The organism is Streptomyces sp. NPDC030840, assembly GCF_055572015.1.
In genome coordinates this window covers 147,064-165,731 of the sequence record NZ_JBVIEE010000010.1, presented here as the reverse complement: position 1 = coordinate 165,731, position 18,668 = coordinate 147,064, and the positions used below count along the sequence as shown (strand labels likewise).

Annotated in this window: 18 protein-coding genes and 2 tRNA genes; 7 read left to right on the top strand and 13 right to left on the bottom strand. The window is 70.0% G+C overall.

Going from position 1 to position 18,668, the window contains the following annotated elements; all coding sequences use genetic code 11:
* The first annotated feature begins 191 nt into the window (after positions 1 to 191).
* A complete protein-coding gene (locus tag ACZ49J_RS22765; protein ID WP_467450924.1) occupies positions 192 to 515 on the top strand; it encodes a DMT family transporter in 324 nt (107 codons plus the stop codon).
* Between the two features lie 28 nt (positions 516 to 543).
* Here the strand turns inward: ACZ49J_RS22765 and ACZ49J_RS22760 are convergent, their stop codons facing one another.
* Entirely contained in the window at positions 544 to 1,161 is a 618-nt protein-coding gene (locus tag ACZ49J_RS22760; protein ID WP_467450926.1) for a TetR/AcrR family transcriptional regulator, read from the bottom strand.
* A gap of 59 nt (positions 1,162 to 1,220) precedes the next feature.
* Complete coding sequence (locus ACZ49J_RS22755) at positions 1,221 to 1,397, bottom strand: hypothetical protein (RefSeq protein ID WP_467450927.1); 177 nt, start codon at positions 1,395 to 1,397, stop codon at positions 1,221 to 1,223.
* A 183-nt stretch (positions 1,398 to 1,580) separates the two neighbouring features.
* Between ACZ49J_RS22755 and hisN the strand changes: the two genes are divergently transcribed.
* The 3 genes from hisN (at position 1,581) to ACZ49J_RS22740 (ending at position 3,507) form a co-directional block, all read left to right on the top strand.
* The gene (gene hisN, locus ACZ49J_RS22750) at positions 1,581 to 2,381 is read left to right on the top strand and encodes a histidinol-phosphatase (protein WP_467450928.1); all 801 of its coding nucleotides are present in this window, start codon (positions 1,581 to 1,583) and stop codon (positions 2,379 to 2,381) included.
* 179 nt (positions 2,382 to 2,560) lie between these two features.
* Positions 2,561 to 2,953 (top strand): CBS domain-containing protein, encoded by a 393-nt coding sequence (locus ACZ49J_RS22745; protein ID WP_467450930.1) that lies wholly within the window; start codon positions 2,561 to 2,563, stop codon positions 2,951 to 2,953.
* Positions 2,954 to 3,090: 137 nt separating this feature from the next.
* The gene (locus tag ACZ49J_RS22740) at positions 3,091 to 3,507 is read left to right on the top strand and encodes a Fur family transcriptional regulator (protein WP_467450931.1); all 417 of its coding nucleotides are present in this window, start codon (positions 3,091 to 3,093) and stop codon (positions 3,505 to 3,507) included.
* A gap of 154 nt (positions 3,508 to 3,661) precedes the next feature.
* Here the strand turns inward: ACZ49J_RS22740 and ACZ49J_RS22735 are convergent.
* From ACZ49J_RS22735 to ACZ49J_RS22720, 4 genes are all read right to left on the bottom strand, one after another.
* A tRNA-Met gene (locus ACZ49J_RS22735) sits at positions 3,662 to 3,735 on the bottom strand.
* A gap of 289 nt (positions 3,736 to 4,024) precedes the next feature.
* Positions 4,025 to 5,959 carry a tetratricopeptide repeat protein gene (locus tag ACZ49J_RS22730; protein ID WP_467450932.1) on the bottom strand — a complete coding sequence of 645 codons (1,935 nt, stop codon included), beginning with the start codon at positions 5,957 to 5,959 and terminating at the stop codon, positions 4,025 to 4,027.
* Positions 5,960 to 6,254: 295 nt separating this feature from the next.
* A tRNA-Met gene (locus tag ACZ49J_RS22725) sits at positions 6,255 to 6,328 on the bottom strand.
* A 44-nt stretch (positions 6,329 to 6,372) separates the two neighbouring features.
* Complete coding sequence (locus ACZ49J_RS22720) at positions 6,373 to 9,327, bottom strand: UPF0182 family membrane protein (protein WP_467450983.1); 2,955 nt, start codon at positions 9,325 to 9,327, stop codon at positions 6,373 to 6,375.
* 172 nt (positions 9,328 to 9,499) lie between these two features.
* Between ACZ49J_RS22720 and ACZ49J_RS22715 the strand changes: the two genes are divergently transcribed.
* Positions 9,500 to 10,042 carry a PPA1309 family protein gene (locus ACZ49J_RS22715; RefSeq protein ID WP_467450934.1) on the top strand — a complete coding sequence of 181 codons (543 nt, stop codon included), beginning with the start codon at positions 9,500 to 9,502 and terminating at the stop codon, positions 10,040 to 10,042.
* Between the two features lie 67 nt (positions 10,043 to 10,109).
* Here ACZ49J_RS22715 and ACZ49J_RS22710 read toward each other — a convergent pair whose 3' ends face one another.
* The 4 genes from ACZ49J_RS22710 to ACZ49J_RS22695 all read right to left on the bottom strand — a co-directional run bounded on the left by ACZ49J_RS22710 (position 10,110) and on the right by ACZ49J_RS22695 (position 13,210).
* Positions 10,110 to 11,207: a YlbL family protein gene (locus ACZ49J_RS22710; protein WP_467450935.1), complete on the bottom strand. Its 1,098-nt coding sequence runs from the start codon at positions 11,205 to 11,207 to the stop codon at positions 10,110 to 10,112.
* 70 nt (positions 11,208 to 11,277) lie between these two features.
* Positions 11,278 to 11,439 carry a hypothetical protein gene (locus ACZ49J_RS22705; RefSeq protein ID WP_467450936.1) on the bottom strand — a complete coding sequence of 54 codons (162 nt, stop codon included), beginning with the start codon at positions 11,437 to 11,439 and terminating at the stop codon, positions 11,278 to 11,280.
* Between the two features lie 137 nt (positions 11,440 to 11,576).
* Positions 11,577 to 12,038: a molybdenum cofactor biosynthesis protein MoaE gene (locus ACZ49J_RS22700; RefSeq protein ID WP_467450937.1), complete on the bottom strand. Its 462-nt coding sequence runs from the start codon at positions 12,036 to 12,038 to the stop codon at positions 11,577 to 11,579.
* A gap of 62 nt (positions 12,039 to 12,100) precedes the next feature.
* On the bottom strand, positions 12,101 to 13,210 hold the full coding sequence (locus tag ACZ49J_RS22695; RefSeq protein ID WP_467450938.1) for an SDR family oxidoreductase: 1,110 nt from the start codon (positions 13,208 to 13,210) through the stop codon (positions 12,101 to 12,103).
* Positions 13,211 to 13,402: 192 nt separating this feature from the next.
* On the opposite strand from ACZ49J_RS22695, the gene ACZ49J_RS22690 reads away from it, so the two are divergent.
* A complete protein-coding gene (locus ACZ49J_RS22690; RefSeq protein ID WP_467450940.1) occupies positions 13,403 to 14,848 on the top strand; it encodes a zinc-dependent metalloprotease in 1,446 nt (481 codons plus the stop codon).
* Positions 14,845 to 15,366 carry an NUDIX hydrolase gene (locus ACZ49J_RS22685; protein WP_467450941.1) on the top strand — a complete coding sequence of 174 codons (522 nt, stop codon included), beginning with the start codon at positions 14,845 to 14,847 and terminating at the stop codon, positions 15,364 to 15,366. The genes ACZ49J_RS22690 and ACZ49J_RS22685 overlap by 4 nt, the downstream gene beginning before the upstream one ends.
* Before the next feature lie 94 nt (positions 15,367 to 15,460).
* Here ACZ49J_RS22685 and ACZ49J_RS22680 read toward each other — a convergent pair whose 3' ends face one another.
* From ACZ49J_RS22680 to ACZ49J_RS22670, 3 genes are read right to left on the bottom strand one after another with little or no spacing between them, the layout of a single operon-like run.
* Positions 15,461 to 16,216, bottom strand: coding sequence for an AIM24 family protein (locus tag ACZ49J_RS22680; protein WP_467450943.1), 756 nt, complete (start codon positions 16,214 to 16,216; stop codon positions 15,461 to 15,463).
* 15 nt (positions 16,217 to 16,231) lie between these two features.
* Entirely contained in the window at positions 16,232 to 16,912 is a 681-nt protein-coding gene (locus ACZ49J_RS22675) for an AIM24 family protein (protein WP_467450944.1), read from the bottom strand.
* Positions 16,913 to 16,923: 11 nt separating this feature from the next.
* A complete protein-coding gene (locus tag ACZ49J_RS22670) occupies positions 16,924 to 18,615 on the bottom strand; it encodes a TerD family protein (protein ID WP_467450945.1) in 1,692 nt (563 codons plus the stop codon).
* Positions 18,616 to 18,668: the final 53 nt, after the last annotated feature.

The window sequence follows — 18,668 nt, the reverse complement described above, 5'->3', positions numbered from 1 at the left end:
GCCGACAGCGAGAGGGCCTGGGGCGAGAGGGCCTGAGGCGGGAAGGCCTGAGGCGGGAAGGCCTGAGGCGGGAAGGCTGCTGACCTCCGCGTTGTTTGCTTTTGTACCTGGCCGGTAAGTGCATAATCGCACCGAGCCGATCCAAGCCAGACGAAGCGGTCACGGAACATGGGAACGCGGGAGGACGAGACATGGCGTGGCTGCTGGTCATCGTTGCGGGACTACTGGAGACCGGCTTCGCCGTCTGCCTGAAGCTCTCGCACGGCTTCACCAGACTGTGGCCGACCGTCGCGTTCTGTGTCTTCGCCCTCGGCAGCTTCGGGCTGTTGACCCTCTCGCTGAAGAAGCTCGACGTGGGCCCTGCGTACGCGGTCTGGACGGGCATCGGGGCGGCCGGCACCGCGATCTACGGCATGATCTTCCTCGGCGACATCGTGTCCACTCTGAAGATCGTCTCGATCACGCTGGTGATCGTGGGGGTCGTGGGGCTCCAACTGTCGGGCTCGGCACACTAGTTGCGGGACGCGAGACGATCGAGCGAGTTCAACCCACCCGTATCGGCTGCCGTTGCAGGACGGTGCGCACCAGGTCGGTGACGCCGCCCTCACCCGGGGGCGCGGACACGCAGGACAGAGCGAGGCGGACGACGAGCTCGCAGGAACGGGCCAGTTCCGCCGTGTCGGTCCTCGGAATTCCGGGAGCGGAGAGGAAGGCGACGGCCCGGTCGCGGGCCATGGCGACGAACTCGGCGGGCGAGGGCAAGGGCCCGTCGGCGCGGCGCTGTGCGGGCACGGCGGACGACGACGGCACCGCGGTGAGCGTCGGCGCGGGCAGGCGTTCGCTCCAGCAGCCGGTGAGCATGGCCTTGATGAGAGCGTTGCCCCGGGCGGCCGAGACCGTCCACTCGGCGGCGGCGGCCAGGCGTTCATGGACGTCCGCGTGCAGGGCCAGCGCCCGGTCGACGCCGGCGAGATAGGCGTCGGCCTCCCGGCGCACCAGGGCACGCGCGAGCCCCTCCTTGCTGCCGAACTCGTTGTAGAGCGTCTGCCGGGACACTCCGGCCATGGCAGCGACGTCGACCATGCGCACGGTGGCCCACGGACGGCGTGCGAGCGCCGTGTGGGCGGCGTCCAACAGGGATTCCCGCGCTCCAGGCATCATCGCCTCCCTCTGCCGAGCGGCAGCATCGGACCTCAGGTTTGACGCGCGCTGAGGCACTGTCAAGGGTTCTCGGCGGCGTCGAGGGGCGTGTGTTCGGCCAATATGCGCGGGGGTGCAGGGGGTGGTCGCGGGTGGTGCGTGACGCCGTCCGCGACGGTGTGGAGCAGCAGCTGGGGAGCCGTCTCGGTGGGTTCGGTGGGCTCGGTGGGCTCGGTGGGCTCGGTGGGCTCGGGCAAGTGGCACGGCCCCCGGGTGCTCTGAGCGACGTCCGTCAAACGGACGTGGAGCCCTCCCTCTCCCACCAGCACCATCGGCCTCACCAAAGCTCCCGCACTCCCGCGCTGCTCTCGCCAAGGTCCCTCAGTGACCCCCCGGGGGCCGTGTGGCCGGATCGATGACCCGCCGGATACGGTTCGCTCATGCCCGACTATCTCGATGACCTGCGGTTCGCCCATGTCCTCGCGGACGCCGCCGACGCCGCGACCATGGACCGGTTCAAGGCGCTCGACCTCAAGGTCGAGACGAAGCCGGACATGACGCCGGTGAGCGAGGCCGACAAGGCCGCCGAGGAGCTGATCCGCGGCCAGCTCCAGCGCGCCCGGCCACGCGACGCGGTCCTCGGCGAGGAGTACGGCATCGAGGGCACGGGCCCGCGCCGCTGGGTCGTCGACCCGATCGACGGCACCAAGAACTACGTCCGCGGCGTCCCGGTGTGGGCGACCCTGATCTCCCTGATGGAAGCGGGTGAGGGCGGCTACCAGCCGGTCGTCGGCGTCGTCTCCGCCCCGGCGCTCGGCCGCCGCTGGTGGGCCGCGAAGGGCCACGGCGCGTTCACCGGCCGTAGCCTCTCCTCGGCCTCCCGCCTCCATGTCTCGCGCGTCGCGGAGCTGTCCGACGCCTCCTTCGCGTACTCCTCCCTGAGCGGCTGGGAGGAGCAGGGCCGGCTGGACGGCTTCCTGGACCTCACCCGCGAGGTGTGGCGCACGCGTGCGTACGGCGACTTCTGGCCGTACATGATGGTGGCCGAGGGCTCCGTGGACATCTGCGCCGAACCCGAGCTGTCCCTGTGGGACATGGCGGCCAACGCGATCGTCGTCACCGAGGCGGGCGGCACCTTCACGGGCCTCGACGGCCGCCCCGGCCCGCACAGCGGCAACGCGGCGGCCTCGAACGGTCTGCTCCACGACGAGTTGCTGGGCTACCTCAACCAGCGGTACTGACGGAGTCGTTACCGGACACCCGAGCGATCCGGGAGTGCCCCGTGAGCGCCCCGAACTCGCGACGCACGCCCTCTTGTTGACCTCCTCTTTGCCTGCCACATTGAGAGTCCCCCCACTTGTGAACTTGTGAATCCCTGAACAAACCCTCACCGGGATTCCATAGGAGGTGGCTCAACCCCATGCTGGTCCGCGACGCCATGAGCTCGGTGGTGCTCACCATCGGCCCCAACCACACCCTCCGCCAGTCCGCCACCCTGATGTCCGCCCGCAGGGTCGGCGCGGCCGTGGTGTTCGACCCGGACGCAGGCGGTCTCGGCATCCTGACCGAGCGCGACATACTCAACTCGCTCGGCCTGGGCCAGAACCCCGACACCGAGCGGGCACACGCCCACACCACCACCGACGTCGTGTTCGCCACGCCGTCCTGGACCCTGGAGGACGCCGCCCGAGCCATGGCCCACGGCGGCTTCCGCCACCTTGTCGTACTCGACGGCGACGGCCCCGTCGGCATCGTCTCTGTCCGCGACATCATCCGCTGCTGGGCCCCGGCGCGGCAGCCGTCACCGGCCTGACCGCCCAGACCCCCGCACGTCAACGGACCGGGATCCAGATCAGGACGCGGAGTCCTCGATAGACAACGTCTAAGTCGAGGGGAACTCCAAAATCACACCTGTTCGGATTCTGGTCCTCTTGCTGTTACGCTGGTCGTATGAGTGACCTTCTGGAGCGGCTGCGCGGACGCGGATGGCGAATGACCGCGCAGCGGCGTGTCGTGGCCGAGGTCCTCGACGGCGATCACGTCCATCTGACGGCCGACGAGGTGCACGCCAGGGCTGTCACCAAGCTGCCCGAGATCTCCCGGGCGACCGTCTACAACACACTGGGCGAGCTCGTCTCCCTCGGCGAGGTCCTCGAGGTCGCCACGGACCAGCGCGCGAAGCGGTACGACCCGAACGCGCACCGTCCGCACCACCACCTGATCTGCGCCCAGTGCGGCGCGATCCGCGACGTCCACCCGACGGGCAACCCCCTCGCCGACCTCCCCGACTCGGAGCGGTTCGGCTTCACGGTGTCGGACGTAGAGGTGACATACCGGGGCGTGTGCCCCAACTGCGCCGCAGCGTAGAAGCGTTGCCTGCGCCGTCTCGCCTCTGAGCCCCTGATTACTCTGCTCGGCCTTGCGCGCTGACCGTCGACTACAAATCGACATATCGACTCGCGGCCGCCCACACAACACCGAGGGGCCGGAACCCTTACAGGCTCCGACCCCTCGGGATCAGTAGCGGGGACAGGATTTGAACCTGCGACCTCTGGGTTATGAGCCCAGCGAGCTACCGAGCTGCTCCACCCCGCGTCGGTGAACGCAACATTACGTCAGCACCGCGGACCCGTGCAAATCACTTACGCCCCGGCCCAGCCGACGCCATACCAGCCCGTCCGGCGTTCGAGGACGAGGCCGAGGCCGAAGGTCGGTGCGGGGGTGCGGGGGTGCGGGGGTCTGGGGGCGCAGCCCCCAGGGATGGGACGGGTAGGGGCGGCGGGGGCGACCAACCCCTCGCGGGCACCCCCACCGGACAGCAGGCGAGCCAACGACAGGTGCAGAGCCCGAGGCGGAGCCCGGGCCAAGGGCAAGGGCAGCAACCCTACGCCGACAACTCCTCCCGCAGAGCGTCCCGCAACTTCGCCGCCCGCTCCGCGACCTCCACCGGCCCGAGCGACACCGCCCGATCCGCCCACCGCTGCCCTTCCGCCAGCTCACCCCGACGCGCGTAGACGAGGGCAAGCCGCAACGCGGCCCGCCCGTGCCCGGCGTCAGCCGCCCGTGTCCACCACAGCGCGGCCTCCGGCTCACTCCCCTCCCGGGCCAGCAGCAACCCGAGGTTGAACGCCCCGTTCCGGGACCCGGCCTCCGCGGCCTCCCGGTACCACCGCGCCGCCTCGACGACGTCCCCACGGGCCGCCGCGAGCATGCCGACCCGCACCTGGGCCCGCCGGTGCCCCTGCGACGCGGCCCGCTCGTACCACTCCTCGCACTCGCTCTTCTCCCGCGCGGGCTCGCCCAGCTCGTGCGCGGGCGCCGGCGGGCGCCGGGCGTCCAGCACGGCGGCGAGCCGGTACGCGGCCTCGGCACTGCCGCCGCCCGCCGCCTGCCGGAGATGCCGCTCGGCCGCCGGCTCGTCGCCCTCGCGGAGCCGCGCGATGGCGACCTGGAGCGCGGCCTCGGTGTGTCCGGCGGCGGCCGCCCGCTCGTACCAGACCAGCGCGTCCTCGTCGTCGCCACGCCCCGCGTACAGGATCCCCAGGTTGAAGGCGGCGTCCACACTGCCCGCCTCGGCGGCCTTGGAGAACCACGGCTCGGCCCCGGACGCGTCGCCGACCTGCAGCAGCAGGATCGCGAGCGCGTTGGCGGCCTCGCGGTGCCCGGCGTACGCGGCCCGCCGGTACCACTGCTCGGCCTGCGCGGTCCGGCCCTGCTCGGCGCAGAGCAGCCCCAGGTTGTACGCGCCGTTCACGTCGCCGGCGTCCATGGCCGCCCGGTACCACCGCTCGGCCGTCTGCGTCTCTCCGCGCTCGGCGTGCAGCGCGCCCAGCGCGTTCGCCGCGTTGCCGTCGCCGTCCTGGGCGGCCCGCAGCCACCACACGGCCGCGCTCTCGGTGTCCCCGGCGTCCCGCAGCAGGAAGCCGAGCGCGCACGCGGCGCGCGGCTCACCGTCCTTCGCCGAGGTCAGGTACCAGCGCCCCGCCTCCTTGAGCTCCCCGCGCCGCTCCAGGATCGCGCCGAGGTGCAGCGCGGCTCTCCGGTGGCCGCGCGCCGCTGCCTGCCGGTACCACTGCTCCGCCTCCTCGGCGGCGGACGACGCGACACCGTTGTCAGTGCCAGGCTCCCCCTCGCGTACGACCTCGTCGTCGCCGCGCGAGGCCGTACCCGAGGCCGGGAGCGAGGCTGGGCCGTCTCCACCCAACCGGGAGGCCTCCCGCACGGCCAGGCACTCGTCGGTCCCGGCCGTCGACCGCCGGTCGAGCGTCCGCGCCAGCCGGTACGCGGCCTCCCGGTGCCCGCGCTCGGCGGCGGCCCGCATCCACCGCTCGGCCGCGGGATCGCTGCGGTGCTCCAGCAGGTCGGCGAGGGCGTACGCGCCCAGAGTGTGTCCCTGCTCGGCGGACTGCCGCAGCCAGTACTCGGCGGCCGGCTCGTCGCCGCGCTCACGGTGGTGCCGCCCGAGCGCGTGCGCGGCGGCCGCGGAGCCGGCGACGGCGGCGATCCGCCACCAGCCGGCGGCCTCGTCGGCGTACCCGCGCTGGTGCAGGAGGACACCCAGGTTGTTGGCGGCGGCACGGTCGCCCGCGGCGGTGGCAGCGCGCAGCTGAGGCTCGGCTCCGTCGAGGTCACCGCGGCGCAGCAGCATGGCGCCGAGGACGCTCATCGCCTCGACGTCGCCGGCCTCGGCGGCGAGCCGCTGGCGCGCCTCCTCGACGGCCTCACCGGTCTCGTCCCGGTCCGTCGACTGCGGAATATCCGCAGTCTGCGCAAACCGCCCGTCCTCCAACAGAGTTGCCTTGTCCCCCATAACGTCCATCGTCGCACCACCTGCAACCTGGGTACACCTGGTATACCGCAGTCAGTGAGGTCACTTCAGCGTTTTGTCGACATGCCCACAGAGAGACAAGTGAAACACAGTTTCCCCAACTCCGGTCGTATGGTGCAGTACTTCCCGCGAGTCGTCGCCTCAGTGATCAGGACGCGCGACAGCCGCTCGGTGGATCCCGCCCTGGTCACCGGATGTTCAGGGAAGGCGCGCGTCCCGGAAGCGGCGACAGTCGGCGCACACGTCGAAGGCCCGGATCCTGGAGGATCCGGGCCTTCGACTTCAGTAGCGGGGACAGGATTTGAACCTGCGACCTCTGGGTTATGAGCCCAGCGAGCTACCGAGCTGCTCCACCCCGCGCCGTTGTTCGGCAACCGTATCACGGCGCGGGACGGAGCCTCGAATCAGCCGCTTGCAGAACTCGCGTCGCTGTTCGCGCCGCCGTTCTTGTCGCTGTCCTGACTGCTGTTCTGATCGCTGTTCTGTCCGCCGCTGGTCCCGTCGGCCTTGGACTGGGCCTCCTCGGCCCGCTTCAGCGCGTCCTCCAGGTCCTGCTGCGCCCGGCCGTACGCCTCCCAGTCCCCGTTCTTGAGGGCTTCCTGTCCCTCGTCGAAGGCCTTCTGGGCGTCGTTCAGGGCTTCTTGGACCGTCGGGTCGCTCGACGTGGGCGGCTCGGTGGTGCTGTCGCCCTCGTCCTGGTCCGGTGGCGGAGTCGTACCCTCCACACCGAACACCTTGTTGAAGGCCTCCTCGAGGGTGTCCTCGAAGGCGGTCGTGCCTCCGTACGACACCGCGACCTTCTTCAGCAGCGGGTACTCGGCGTTGCTGCCCTGGACGTAGATCGGTTCGACATAGAGGAATCCGTTGTCCATGGGCACCGCCAGCAGATTGCCGAAGATCATGTTCGACTTCGACGTCTCCGCGTTCCGCGTGAACTCCTGGACCGCGGGGATCGAGCTCAACTTGCTCTGCCACTGCACCGGTCCGTCGACCTCGGACTCGCCCGTGACTCTGAGCAGCCGCATCGTGCCGTACTCGTCGCTGGTCGCATCGGCGTCCACCGCCATGTACGCGGACAGGTTGGGCCGTCCGCTCGGTGTGAACGTGGTCGTCAGCGAGAACCGCTGCTGATCGTCGCCAGGCATCTTCAGCGACAGGTAGTACGGCGGTACGGCGACGCGGTCCCGGCTCGTCGGGTCGTTCGGCACCTGCCACACGTCACTCGCGTTGTAGAACTGGTCGGCGTTGGTGACGTGGTAGACGCCCAGTTGCTCACGCTGCACCTTGAACAGGTCCTGCGGGTACCGCAGATGCTCCCTCAGCTCGGACGGGATGTCGGCCTTCGGCTTCACCGTGCCCGGGAAGGCCTTCTTCCACGTCTTGAGAACCGGGTCCTTCTCGTCCCACGTGTACAGGGTGACCGTGCCGTCGTACGCGTCGACGGTCGCCTTCACCGAGTTGCGGATGTAGTTGACCTGGTTCTGCTGGGCGACCACCGTGCGCTGGCTGTCCTCGTCGGAGAGCGCGTCCGTGGTGGTGTCGCCGAGCGTCGTGCGCGATGCGTACGGATAGCCGTTGGTGGTGGTGTACGCGTCGACCACCCACACGACCCGCTTGCCGATCACGGTCGGATAGGCGTCCCCGTCGATGGTCAGCCAGGGCGCGACCGCCTCGACGCGGTCCTTGGGCGTGCGGTTGTAGAGGATCTTCGATCCCTCGCCGATGGCACCGGAGTACAGCATCTGCGGCTCGCTGAAGACGGTCGCGTACGCGGCGCGGTTGAGCGGGTTCGACAGGTCGATGCCGCCCTTGCCCTGGTACGTGTACGTCTTCTGGCCACCCGCCTCCTCGTAGTCGAGCTCCTTCTGGGGGCCGCCCACGATCGAGTACTGGGTGGTCTTCTCGCCGAAGTAGATGCGCTGCTGGTAACCCTTGTTGAAGGTGCCGGTGGTGGGCAGGCCCTGCTCGGTGAAGGCCGGCGAACCGTCGGAACCCTGCTGGATCTCGGTTCCCTTGGCCGCGATGGCACCGTACCCGTGCGTGTAGATGAAGTGCTGGTTGATCCAGTTCTTCTTGTCGACACGGTCCAGGTTCAGCTCGCGCAGACCGATGATCGTGTCCTGGCCCTTGTACCGGTCGATGTCCAGCGTGGTCGGGAACTGGTAGTACTTCCGCTCCTGCTCCAGCTGCTGGAACGTCGGCGAGACCACGTTCGGGTCGTTCAGCCGGTAGCTCGCGGCCGATGCGGCCCGGTCCCGCTGCTGCTCGGCGTTGCCGTTGTCGCCAGTACCCGAGATCTCGTCGATCTTCACGCCGTCTATGCCGTACGCCTTGCGCGTCGCCTCGATGTTCTTCTCGATGTACGGCGTCTCCTTGGCCTGCTCGTTCGGCTTGACCTGGAACTGCTGCACGATCGCCGGGTACAGCCCGCCGATCAGCACCGCCGAGAGCACCAGCAGACCGAAGCCGATCAGCGGCAGCTGCCAGGTACGCCGCCACAGGGTGGCGAAGAACAGCAGGGCGCAGATGACGGCGATGCAGAACAGGATCGTCTTCGCCGGCAGGTAGGCGTTCGCGTCGACGTACCTGAGACCCGTCCAGTTGCCCGTCGCCTTGAAGTCACTCGACTTCACCGCGAGCCCGTACCGGTCGAGCCAGTACGCGACCGCCTTCAGGGCGACGAAGATCCCGAGCAGCACCGACAGGTGCCCCGTGGCCGCTGCCGTGGCCCGCGCGCCCGGAGAAGTGATCCTCAGACCGCCGTACAGGTAGTGCGTGAGCGCGGCGGCGATCAGCGAGAGGATCGCGGCGGCGAAGCCGAAGCCGAGCAGGAAGCGGTACCACGGCAGGTCGAAGGCGTAGAAGGAGACGTCCAGGTGGAACTGGGGGTCCTTCTGCCCGAAGGAGACGCCGTTCACCCACATCAGCCACGTGCGCCACTGGCCCGAGGCGGAGGCGCCCGCGATCAGGCCGACCAGGGAGGTTATGCCCAGGAGCAGCCACTTCTTGTAGGGCGCGATGCCCATGCGGTACCGGTCGAGGCTCTGCTGCTCCATCGACATGGCGCTCAGCGGCGGGCGCAGCCGGTGGGCCAGCCAGATGTTGAGGCCGACCGCGGCCGCCATCAGCAGCCCGAAGACGAAGAAGAGTCCGATCTTGGTCCACAGAGTGGTGGTGAAGACCGAGGAGTACTTCACGGACCGGTACCAGAGCCAGTCCGTCCAGAACCCCGCGAACATGACGAAGGCCATGAGCAGCACGGCCAGAACGCCCAGTGTCATGAGCAGGGTCCGGACGCGTCGGGACGGTCGGCCCACTCTGATCCGTGGCCCCGTCGGGCCTCCGCCGCGGTCCGGCATCTGGAAAGCCAAGGTGCGCACCTCGAAGTCGCTGTTGATCCGTCAGGCCCCCGTGATCGCGGACCATCTTGCAGGCCCGCGATCGTCGAGATCGTAGGGGCCTCACCTATGCAACTTACTCACGCTTTACTCGGTTCCCGCTTCGGGTAACGAACGAGGCAGGATTGTGACCATGTCCAACACACCCATGGCAGCGAGTCCCCTCACGCGGGCCGTCCTCGAAATCGACGAGTACGCCTCCGGCCTCGGCTGGGACCAGCCCGCTCGCCTCTTCGCCCTGGTCGACACCGCACGACTGCGGGCCGAACAGCCCTCGCTCGCGGACCGGCTGGGCCTGCGGGACGAGTCCGACAGCTCGGGTCTCACCCCGATCGAGCAGGACGAGATCCCCGCGGGCAAGCCGCTGGACGAGTTCCTCGGCACGATCGCCTGGCCCGACGCGGTGGCCGGCTGCGCGCTCACCGTGGAGCGGCTGATGCTGCCTCCGTCCGCGGAGGCGTCCGTCCCGGAGCGTCTCGACGATGCCCGCCTCGCCAAGTGGGTCGCCGAGCACCCGGACCGGCAGGAGGTCCGCATGACGGTCGCGGTCCTCAGGGACGGTGCGCGCGAGTCGGCGCTGCGGCTGCGGGAGAAGGACTCGCCGACGGAGGTCCTGACCGGGTCCGACCTGGTGCCGGGCCTGGCGGAGGCGCTGGCGGCGACGTTCGCGGACTGACTTCTCGGTTCACGCCGACGGGGGTGCCCCCGTCGGCGTGGTCCATGCTGCGGGCGGTTCGGTGCCGTCAGCTCTTGGTGGAGCACTTCGGCAGGTCGGCGGTGTCGCCGGAGCGGATGTCCTTGAGGGCGTCGAGCGCGTCACCGATCGTGTCGACCTTGACGAGCGTGAGTCCCTCGGGGATGTCCCTGGCGGCGGTCGCGCAGTTGTCCTTGGGCGTCAGGAAGTACTTGGCACCCTTGTCGCGCGCCCCCACGGTCTTCATCTCGATGCCGCCGATGGGCCCGACCTTCCCCTCGTCGTCGATGGTGCCGGTACCGGCCACGAACGTGCCGCCGGTGAGGTCGCCCGGGGTCAGCTTGTCGTAGATGCCGAGCGCGAACATCAGACCCGCGCTGGGGCCGCCGACGTCGGCGAGCTTGATGTCGATGGTGAACGGGAAGGTGTGGTCCGTCCCGGCCGAGATCCCGACGATCGCGCGGTCCTCGCCCTGGTCGTCGGACTTCGCCGTGGTGATCGTGACGTTCTGCGTCCCGGTCGCCGTCTTGTTCTCCTTCTCGGCGGCGGCCTGCGCCTTGGCGGGGACGATCGTGAACGTGACCTTCTCCCCGGGCTTGTGCTTGGTGACCAGCTTCGCGACGTCCTCGGGCGCCTTGACTTCCGTACCGTCGACCGACTTGATCACGTCGCCCGCGTGCAGCCTGCCCTCGGACGGCGAGTCCTTGAGGACGGTGGAGACGATCACCCACGACTTCACAGGGATGTCCAGCTCCTTCAGCGCCGCCACCTTGGCGCTCTCCTGTGACTGGCTGAACTCCTCCGCGTTCTCCTGGGTCGACTCCTCCTCCGTCTTGCCGTCCGGGTAGAGCGTGTCGTGCGGGACGATCTTGTTGTCGTGTGCCAGCCACCCGTACACGGCCTCGACGAGGTTCATCTTGTAGTCGGCGCTGGTGACCCGGACCGTGGTCATGTTGAGGTGCCCGGAGGCCGGGTAGGTCTTGTGTCCCGAGATCTGCAGCACCGGCTCGCCTCCGTGCTCCCCGAGCGTGTTCACCGTCGGCCCCGGTGACATCTCCGAGTAGGGCACGGGAATGAACACTCCCGCGCACAGGAGCGCGATCAGCATCAGGGTGGAGGCGAGCATCGTCGCGGTGCGGCGTGGCATGGAACGACAGTACGGGACGGGTCTGTCAGCGCACTGTCGGGGCCGCCCCGTGCGGGGCCGCCCCGAGGCCTCAGTTGCGCGAGGACTTCTCCATCGCCTCGCGGAAGCGGGTGTAGCCCGCGAGCTCGGTGCCGTCCTCGATGCTCTTGCGGTTCCGGCCGGCCCAACTGCCCCACACCCCGGCACCGACAGCGGCCAACAGCGGAATCAGCAACCAGACGAGCGCCGCCATGCCAACCTCCCAACCCCGTGAGCGACCGCGACTGACTGATCAGCAGATTAACCATCCGCTCCGTCAACGCTCACGCCAGGGGTGGGGTTACGCAACCGGAAACAGGGCCGGTGGATCCGCGGTCTCGATCCCCCTTCTCAGCAGGCGCCGACCCATTCCTCTGTACCGTCGGAGAACCGCTGGTGCTTCCAGATGGGCACCTCGTGCTTCAGGTCGTCGATGAGTTTGCGGCAGGCCTCGAAGGCCTCACCGCGATGCGGACAGGACACCGCGACGACTACAGCCAGGTCCCCGACCTTCAGGTCCCCCACCCGGTGCACCGCGGCCAGGGCCCGCACCGGGAAGTCGGCGACGACCTTCTCGGCGATCCGCCGCATCTCCGCCTCGGCGCTGGGATGGCACGAGTACCCCAGCTCGTCGACGTCGGCGCCCCCGTCGTGGTTGCGCACGGTGCCCACGAACAACGCGGTCCCGCCTGCCGCGTCGTCCCCGACGGCCCGGAAGACCTCGTCCAAGGACAGCGGGGTCTCCCGTATGCCGATCAACTTGACCGGGTCCTGCGCCGCCTGCTCACCGGGGTGATCGTTGTTGGGTGCCATGTCCTCCATCGTGCCCCACACCAATGCCAACGCGGAACAGACGCTGTCGTGTACACGTGGGATCAGCGTCGCCGCGCCTTCCGGGCCCGGCGTACCAGCGCGGCCGTCCCCAGCAGCGCCACTGTCGCACCGGCGGCGCCCGCCGCCGTCGCGTCCTTGCGGCCGAGCCGCCGTCCGGCCACGGTGTGCCGTCCGGAGACCTCCTCCAGGAGCTCGGCGAGGACCTCCTCGTTGGTCCACTGGGGCCGCCAGCCGGCGTCGTGGAGGCGGCTGCCGCTGACCACCCAGGGGTACATGGTGTACGCCAGGTCGCCCGCCGGGGACGGTGTCAGGCCGATGCGGTGCAGCCGCGCCGCGGCGCCCAGTGCCACCGCGGACGGCAGCTCCATCCGGCGGATCCCGCTGAGTTCCTCGACCTCTTCCTGCTCCAGCCACCCGTCGCACCCGACGGCCAGCTCGCCCTCGGCCTTCTCCAGGACCGCGTACTCCAGAGCACCGCACAGGTCCTCGACGTGACAGAACTGCCAGGCGGGGCGCGACCCCGCCACCACGAGCAGGCGGGGAGACTCGAAGTACCTGGTCAGCGCGGTGTCGGTGCCTCCGACGAGCACCGCGGGGCGCACGACGGTGACGTTGAGGCCCGGATGGGCGCGCGGCGCCCGGCGCGCGAGCCGCTCGATCTCCAGCAGGTCCCCGACCCCGGTGGCCTCCGCGGTCGCCCGCAGCTCGGCGTCCTCGGAGAGCGGCAGCTCATTGTCCGGCAGCGCCCCGTACACCATCGCGGACGTGCACAGCACGACCCGGTGGACCCCTGCGGCGGCCGCGGCCGTCAGCACGGTCTGCGTCCCCCGCACGTTGTAGGCGGTGCGTGCCGCCGCGTCGGTGCCGAGGTCCAGGTCGACCGCCAGGTGCACGACGACGTCGGCTCCGCGCAGCTTGTCGGCGATCGCCGGGTCCCTTACGTCCAGGACGTGCCACTGGGCAGCCGCGCACTCACCGCGCCGCTCGTCGATGGCGATGACCTGCTTGATCGCGTCGGACGCGACGAGCCGCTCGGTGAGCAGCGCGCCCACCCCGGACGCGGCTCCGGTGACCGCGACGACTGGCCCGCGCACGGCCGGGCTGGTTGAGTGGTTTCGCGTTGCGCGAACCTGCGGATCTGGGGAACTCACCGGGCGTCTCCAGCGGTTGTCTTCAGTACGTACGCGGGTGACGGGTACGTACCAGGTGGCACCCATCCTGCCGCAGGCCGGCTCTCGGCGAAGCATCGAGGCCCGAACCGGCCGTGGTGTCTACGCTGGGTGGTGTTGTCGGGCAGCCGCGCCGTCGGAAAGAACCGGCGGCCTTACCAGCCGAGGAATCCCGTGAGTGACACCCCATTCGGATTCGGCCTTCCGCCGGAGGAGCCGGACGACGGCGACGAGGGCAAGAAGAAGGACCAGCAGAGCGGTGGTGGTCAGGGACCGGCCAACCCGTTCGGTTTCGGGCTGCCCGGTGCCGGAGGACCTGGCGCCGACAATCCGCTCGCCGCGATGTTCGGTTCCATGAACCCCACCGACCTGGGCGCCGCCTTCCAGCAGCTGGGCCAGATGCTCTCGTACGAGGGCGGCCCGGTGAACTGGGACATGGCCAAGCAGATCGCCCGCCAGACGGTGTCCCAGGGCACCGCTGACGGCACGAAGGACTTCAGCGTCGGTCCGGCCGAGCGCTCCGCGGTCGAGGAGGCCGTGCGTCTGGCCGACCTGTGGCTGGACGACGCGACGTCCCTGCCGTCGGGCGCGGGCTCCGCCGTGGCGTGGAGCCGCGCGGAGTGGGTCGAGGCGACGCTGCCGGTGTGGCAGGAGCTCGTCGACCCGGTCGCCGAGCGCGTCGGCGCGGCCATGGGCGACGTCCTGCCCGAGGAGATGCAGGCCATGGCAGGCCCGCTCATCGGCATGATGCGCTCCATGGGCGGCGCCATGTTCGGTACGCAGATCGGGCAGGCCGTCGGCGTGCTCGCGGGCGAGGTCGTCGGTTCCACCGACATCGGACTGCCGCTCGGCCCGGCCGGCCGGGCCGCGCTGCTGCCGGTGAACGTGGACGCGTTCGGCAAGGACCTGGGCGTGCCGAGGGACGAGGTGCGGCTGTACCTGGCCCTGCGCGAGGCGGCCCACCAGCGTCTCTTCGCGCACGTGCCGTGGCTGCGCTCGCACCTGTTCGGCGCGGTCGAGGGCTACGCGCGCGGGATCAAGGTCGACACGGCCAAGCTGGAGGACGTGGTCGGCCAGTTCGACCCGCAGAACCCCGAGGAGCTCCAGCAGGCACTCCAGCAGGGCATGTTCCAGCCCGAGGACACCCCGGAGCAGAAGGCGGCCCTCGCCCGCCTGGAGACCGCTCTGGCACTCGTCGAGGGCTGGGTGGACGCGGTCGTCCACGCCGCCGCGAAGCCGCGCCTGTCGTCCGCGGACGCGCTCCGCGAGATGCTGCGCCGCCGCCGCGCCACGGGCGGCCCCGCCGAGCAGACGTTCGCCACGCTGATCGGTCTCGAGCTGCGCCCGCGCCGGCTGCGCGACGCCTCCCGTCTGTGGGCCTCGCTCACCGACGCGCGCGGTGTCGACGGCCGGGACGCCCTGTGGGCCCACCCGGACATGCTGCCGAACGCGTCGGACCTGGACGACCCGGACGGTTTCGTGCACCGCGAGCAGCTGGACTTCTCCGAGCTGGACAAGATGCTCGGCGAGGCGGCGGACGGCGGTTCCGCGGAGCGGCCGGACCTGAAGAAGGACCAGGACGACAAGAACGACGACGACAAGGGCGACAGCACCGAGTGAGCCTCTACGACGACGCGGTCCTCGTCCTGAAGGGGTACGAGGACCAGGAGGAACTGCGCCAGGCGTATCTCGACCATCTCGACGCGCACCCGGACGGCATGTGGAAGCCGTGCCACGCCGGGCACATCACCGCGAGCGCCCTGGTGGTCGACCCCGAGCAGGGCAGGGTCCTCCTCACACTGCACAAGAAGCTGCGCATGTGGCTCCAGATGGGCGGCCACTGCGAACCGGAGGACGCCACGCTTGCGGCGGTGGCCCTGCGCGAGGCCACGGAGGAGTCGGGCATCAGCGGGCTGACGCTCCTCCCGGGTGGCCCGGTGCGCCTGGATCGCCACCCGATCCCGCCTCCGTGTCACTGGCACTTCGACGTCCAGTACGCGGTGCTGGCCCCCTCGGGCGCGGTGCAGGAGATCAGCGACGAGTCACTCGACCTGCGCTGGTTCCGGTACGACGAGGTGCCGGGCGTGGCCGACGAGTCGGTGATGCGGCTGCTGGAGACGACGCTCACCAGGCTCTGAGCCGGCAGGAACGGGCAAGCGAGAGACGTGTGAGCAGGGACCTGTAAGGGACGGCCACCAGTGTGGCCGCCCCTTACGTTTACTCTCTGGGACGTCAGCTCCAGACGTTGCCCTGGTTCTGCCCGCGGGCCCCCTGCTGGCCCATGCCGTACTGGGCGGCCAGCCCCGAGCCGATCTGCGCGTTCTGCGGCGGCAGCAGTTCGCTGGGCTGGACGAGGATGAAGCCCTGGCCCATGAAGCTGAGCTCCCAGCCCTCACCGGTGTTGCCGCGGCGCCGCCACACGCCGGAGGAGTGCGTCTGGGCCTGCATCTGGACACGCAGCGAGGTGGACCAGGCCACGATGGCGTCGGCGTCGCAGTTGACGTACTTGTCCGGCGTGACGGGCATCATCAGGGGCGCGCCGGAGGTCATCAGGGCGACCTTGCCCCGGCCCGTGATGTTGAGCTGGTACTTCCCGGAACCGGAGATGCCGTACAGGCTGTCCACGGCGATCACCTCGTGGTGCAGCGAGGAGTCCATGGCCAGGACGTAGCCGCTGTCGACGGTCAGACCCTCGTGGTCCACGTCCATCACGTGCACGTGCTGGGCGAGATTGGCGAAGTAGACCGTCCCCTGGCCGTGGCAGCGCATGAGGTCGAGGCCCTCGCCGGTGCGTGCCCGGGAGCGCCGCTGGTTGTTGCTCTGGTACTCGGCGTCGAACTCGACCAGCCCCTGGTAGGCGACCATCGTGCCCTTGCGCGCGAGGATGTCGTCGTGACCCTCCAGGGCTACGCGCAGCATCTGCTGGTTCTGCAGGCTCCAGCGCTCCTGGGTCTGCTGCTCGTTGTAGCCGAAAATCGGACTCTGCATGGTGTCGCTCCCCCCTCAGCCCCGGACTCGGAGGCGGTCGGTGCTGTCCTCACTGGGCTGGACCACGACGATGCCCTGCCCGGAGAACGCCATCTGGTACGCCTCGCCGCTGCCGCGTCCGATCAGCGACTGCGCCTTGAAGCTGCGCTTGCCCTTGACCTTGAGGTTCGGGGACCAGGCGACCAGCGCGTCCGGGTCGACGTACGTCTCGTCCTCACCGCCGCCGCAGTCGACGACGATCGGCTTGCCGCGGGAGGTCAGCGCGACCCAGCCCTGTCCGGAGATCTTCGTGTTCCACAGGCCCTGCCCGGCGAACTTGGCGAGTCCCTTGACGCGCTCGACGCCCCACGTCAGGTGCGCGTCGAAGGCGAGCAGGTTCGTGGCGTTGACGGAGATCGCGTCCCCGTTGAGGTTGATCACGACGACGTTCGCCCCGTAGTCGGCGAGGTACAGCAGGCCGTCGCCGGAGCACTTCATCAGGGGCGCGCCCTCGCCGGTGGCCCAGTCCCGGGCGATCTGGCGCACGGCGGGCGGGTTGGGCTCGTACTGGACGAACCCTTCGTAGGCGACCATCGACCCCACGCGCGCGAGGAGGTCGTTCCCGGTCTGCATGGCGACCTTGAGCATGTGGTCGCCGTGGTTCTCCATGCGGGCGGCGACAGGAGCGGGGGCGAAGCCCGCGAGCGGCTGGTTCATGACGGGCTCCCTCAGACCTCGTACGGCTGGACGACGATGAAATTGCCGGGCGCGCCGCGGAACTGGAGGTTCACGCTCTCGCCTGTGTCACCGGGGTAGGCGTTGCGGCGCATCCGCACCTGGCTGGAGACGATCACCTGGGAGGCCGCGGACCAGGCGACCACGGCGTTGCAGTCGGCGAACGTCGTGGGCGTCACCGGCAGCACGACGGGCGCGCCGTGCGTCTTGACGACGATCGTGCCGGTCCCCTGGAACTGCATCGTGAACAGCGCGCCCCCAGGAATGCCGTGCCCCTCGACCCTGCGCACCTCGTACTGGAGGGTCTCGTCGAAGGCGAGGACGTTCTCCGCGGACACGCAGATCGCGTCGCCCTGGAGCTCGATGGGGTGCAGCATCGCGGAGTTCTCGGCGAGGAACACCTGTCCCTTGCCGGAGCACCGCATCAGCTGCATCTCCTGGCCGGTGGCGTTGCCCACGATCCGGCCCGCGAAGCCCGCTCCCTTGTAGCTGAAGTCGACCTTGCCCTGGTAGAGCACCATGCTGCCCTGCCGGGCCAGCACGGCCTGGTCACCGCTGACGCCGAGGTCGACGCGGACGAGCTTCTTGTTCTGCTGGGTCCACCGCTGCCCGGTGGGCGTCTCCTTGAACTTCTGGAGCGCGGCGGTCACTCCGGCACCGCCCTGCGGGGCGCCCTGGGGCACACCGTACTGCGACGGGGCGCCGGGAGCGCCGGGCTGGCCCGGGACCTGGCCGTACGGAGGCTGCTGGCCGTAGCCAGGGGGCGCGGTTGGGGGCTGCTGGCCGTAGCCCGGAGGCGGGGTGGGGGCCTGGGGAACCTGGGGCTGGCCGTAGCCGGGCGGCAGCGGCGCACTCGGGGCGGGGGGCTGCTGCCCGTACGGCGGAGGCGGAGGCGGAGGCTGGACGGCGCCGCCCGGAGGAGTGTTCACGGGCGCGACGATCGTGGGCTGCGCGTGCACCGCGGGCGAGGGCGCGGGGGCCGGAGCGGGGGCCGGGGGCGGCGCGAAGCCCTGCGCGGGCTGGGGCGCGGGGGCCGAGGCGGGCGCGGGAGCTCCTGCCGCCGGGGGCGCGAACGTCGGCGGCGCGGCGGCCTGGGCCGGCGGGGCGAAACCCGGCGCGGCACCGGACTGCGGCTGCTGCGGGGCGGCGGGCTCCTCCTCGGCGACCTCACCGCCGAAGTTCTTCAGCAGCGCGTCCAGGCCGCCGTCGAAGCCCTGTCCGACGGCGGCGAACCGCCAGACGTCCTTCAGGTAGAAGTCACCCAGCATCACGGCGCGTTCGGTCGAGAACTCGGCACCGTCGAACGAGTACCGGGCCACCTCCTCGCCGCCGGCGACGATGCGGATGTAGCCAGGGGCGATCTGCGACATCTGCCCGGCGCCGTCGATGGTCGCCGTGAACGACAGCTTCTGGATCTGCTGCGGGATCTTGTCGAGCGTGACGCGGAAGGACTCCGTGTCACCCGCCTGGGACCCCAGCAGCTGGATGGCTTCCTCCGGGGACTTCGGCTGGTTGAAGAAGATGAAGTACCGGTCGTCCGAAAGCCGTTCATCGGCGTCCAGACCGAAGCAGCTGATGTCGAAGGTCAGCCCGGGGGCCGAGATCTGTACACCCACGTACAGATCCGTGCCCGCCGTGAGGTCACTGATCCTGGCCTTGTGGCCGCGTTGGAATTCCCTGGCCATGCGTAACGACCGTCCCCCATCCCGAAAGCGAGTGCGTCGCGCCAGGCTAACGG

Bases quoted from the DNA above. Each gene is read 5' to 3' on its own strand.
- ACZ49J_RS22765 (WP_467450924.1), top strand. From the start codon at position 192: ATGGCGTGGCTGCTGGTCATCGTTGCGGGACTACTGGAGACCGGCTTC.
- ACZ49J_RS22760 (WP_467450926.1), bottom strand. From the start codon at position 1,161: ATGATGCCTGGAGCGCGGGAATCCCTGTTGGACGCCGCCCACACGGCG.
- hisN (WP_467450928.1), top strand. From the start codon at position 1,581: ATGCCCGACTATCTCGATGACCTGCGGTTCGCCCATGTCCTCGCGGAC.
- ACZ49J_RS22745 (WP_467450930.1), top strand. From the start codon at position 2,561: ATGCTGGTCCGCGACGCCATGAGCTCGGTGGTGCTCACCATCGGCCCC.
- ACZ49J_RS22740 (WP_467450931.1), top strand. From the start codon at position 3,091: ATGAGTGACCTTCTGGAGCGGCTGCGCGGACGCGGATGGCGAATGACC.
- ACZ49J_RS22730 (WP_467450932.1), bottom strand. From the start codon at position 5,959: ATGGACGTTATGGGGGACAAGGCAACTCTGTTGGAGGACGGGCGGTTT.
- ACZ49J_RS22720 (WP_467450983.1), bottom strand. From the start codon at position 9,327: ATGCCGGACCGCGGCGGAGGCCCGACGGGGCCACGGATCAGAGTGGGC.
- ACZ49J_RS22715 (WP_467450934.1), top strand. From the start codon at position 9,500: ATGTCCAACACACCCATGGCAGCGAGTCCCCTCACGCGGGCCGTCCTC.
- ACZ49J_RS22710 (WP_467450935.1), bottom strand. From the start codon at position 11,207: ATGCCACGCCGCACCGCGACGATGCTCGCCTCCACCCTGATGCTGATC.
- ACZ49J_RS22705 (WP_467450936.1), bottom strand. From the start codon at position 11,439: ATGGCGGCGCTCGTCTGGTTGCTGATTCCGCTGTTGGCCGCTGTCGGT.
- ACZ49J_RS22700 (WP_467450937.1), bottom strand. From the start codon at position 12,038: ATGGCACCCAACAACGATCACCCCGGTGAGCAGGCGGCGCAGGACCCG.
- ACZ49J_RS22680 (WP_467450943.1), bottom strand. From the start codon at position 16,216: ATGCAGAGTCCGATTTTCGGCTACAACGAGCAGCAGACCCAGGAGCGC.
- ACZ49J_RS22675 (WP_467450944.1), bottom strand. From the start codon at position 16,912: ATGAACCAGCCGCTCGCGGGCTTCGCCCCCGCTCCTGTCGCCGCCCGC.
- ACZ49J_RS22670 (WP_467450945.1), bottom strand. From the start codon at position 18,615: ATGGCCAGGGAATTCCAACGCGGCCACAAGGCCAGGATCAGTGACCTC.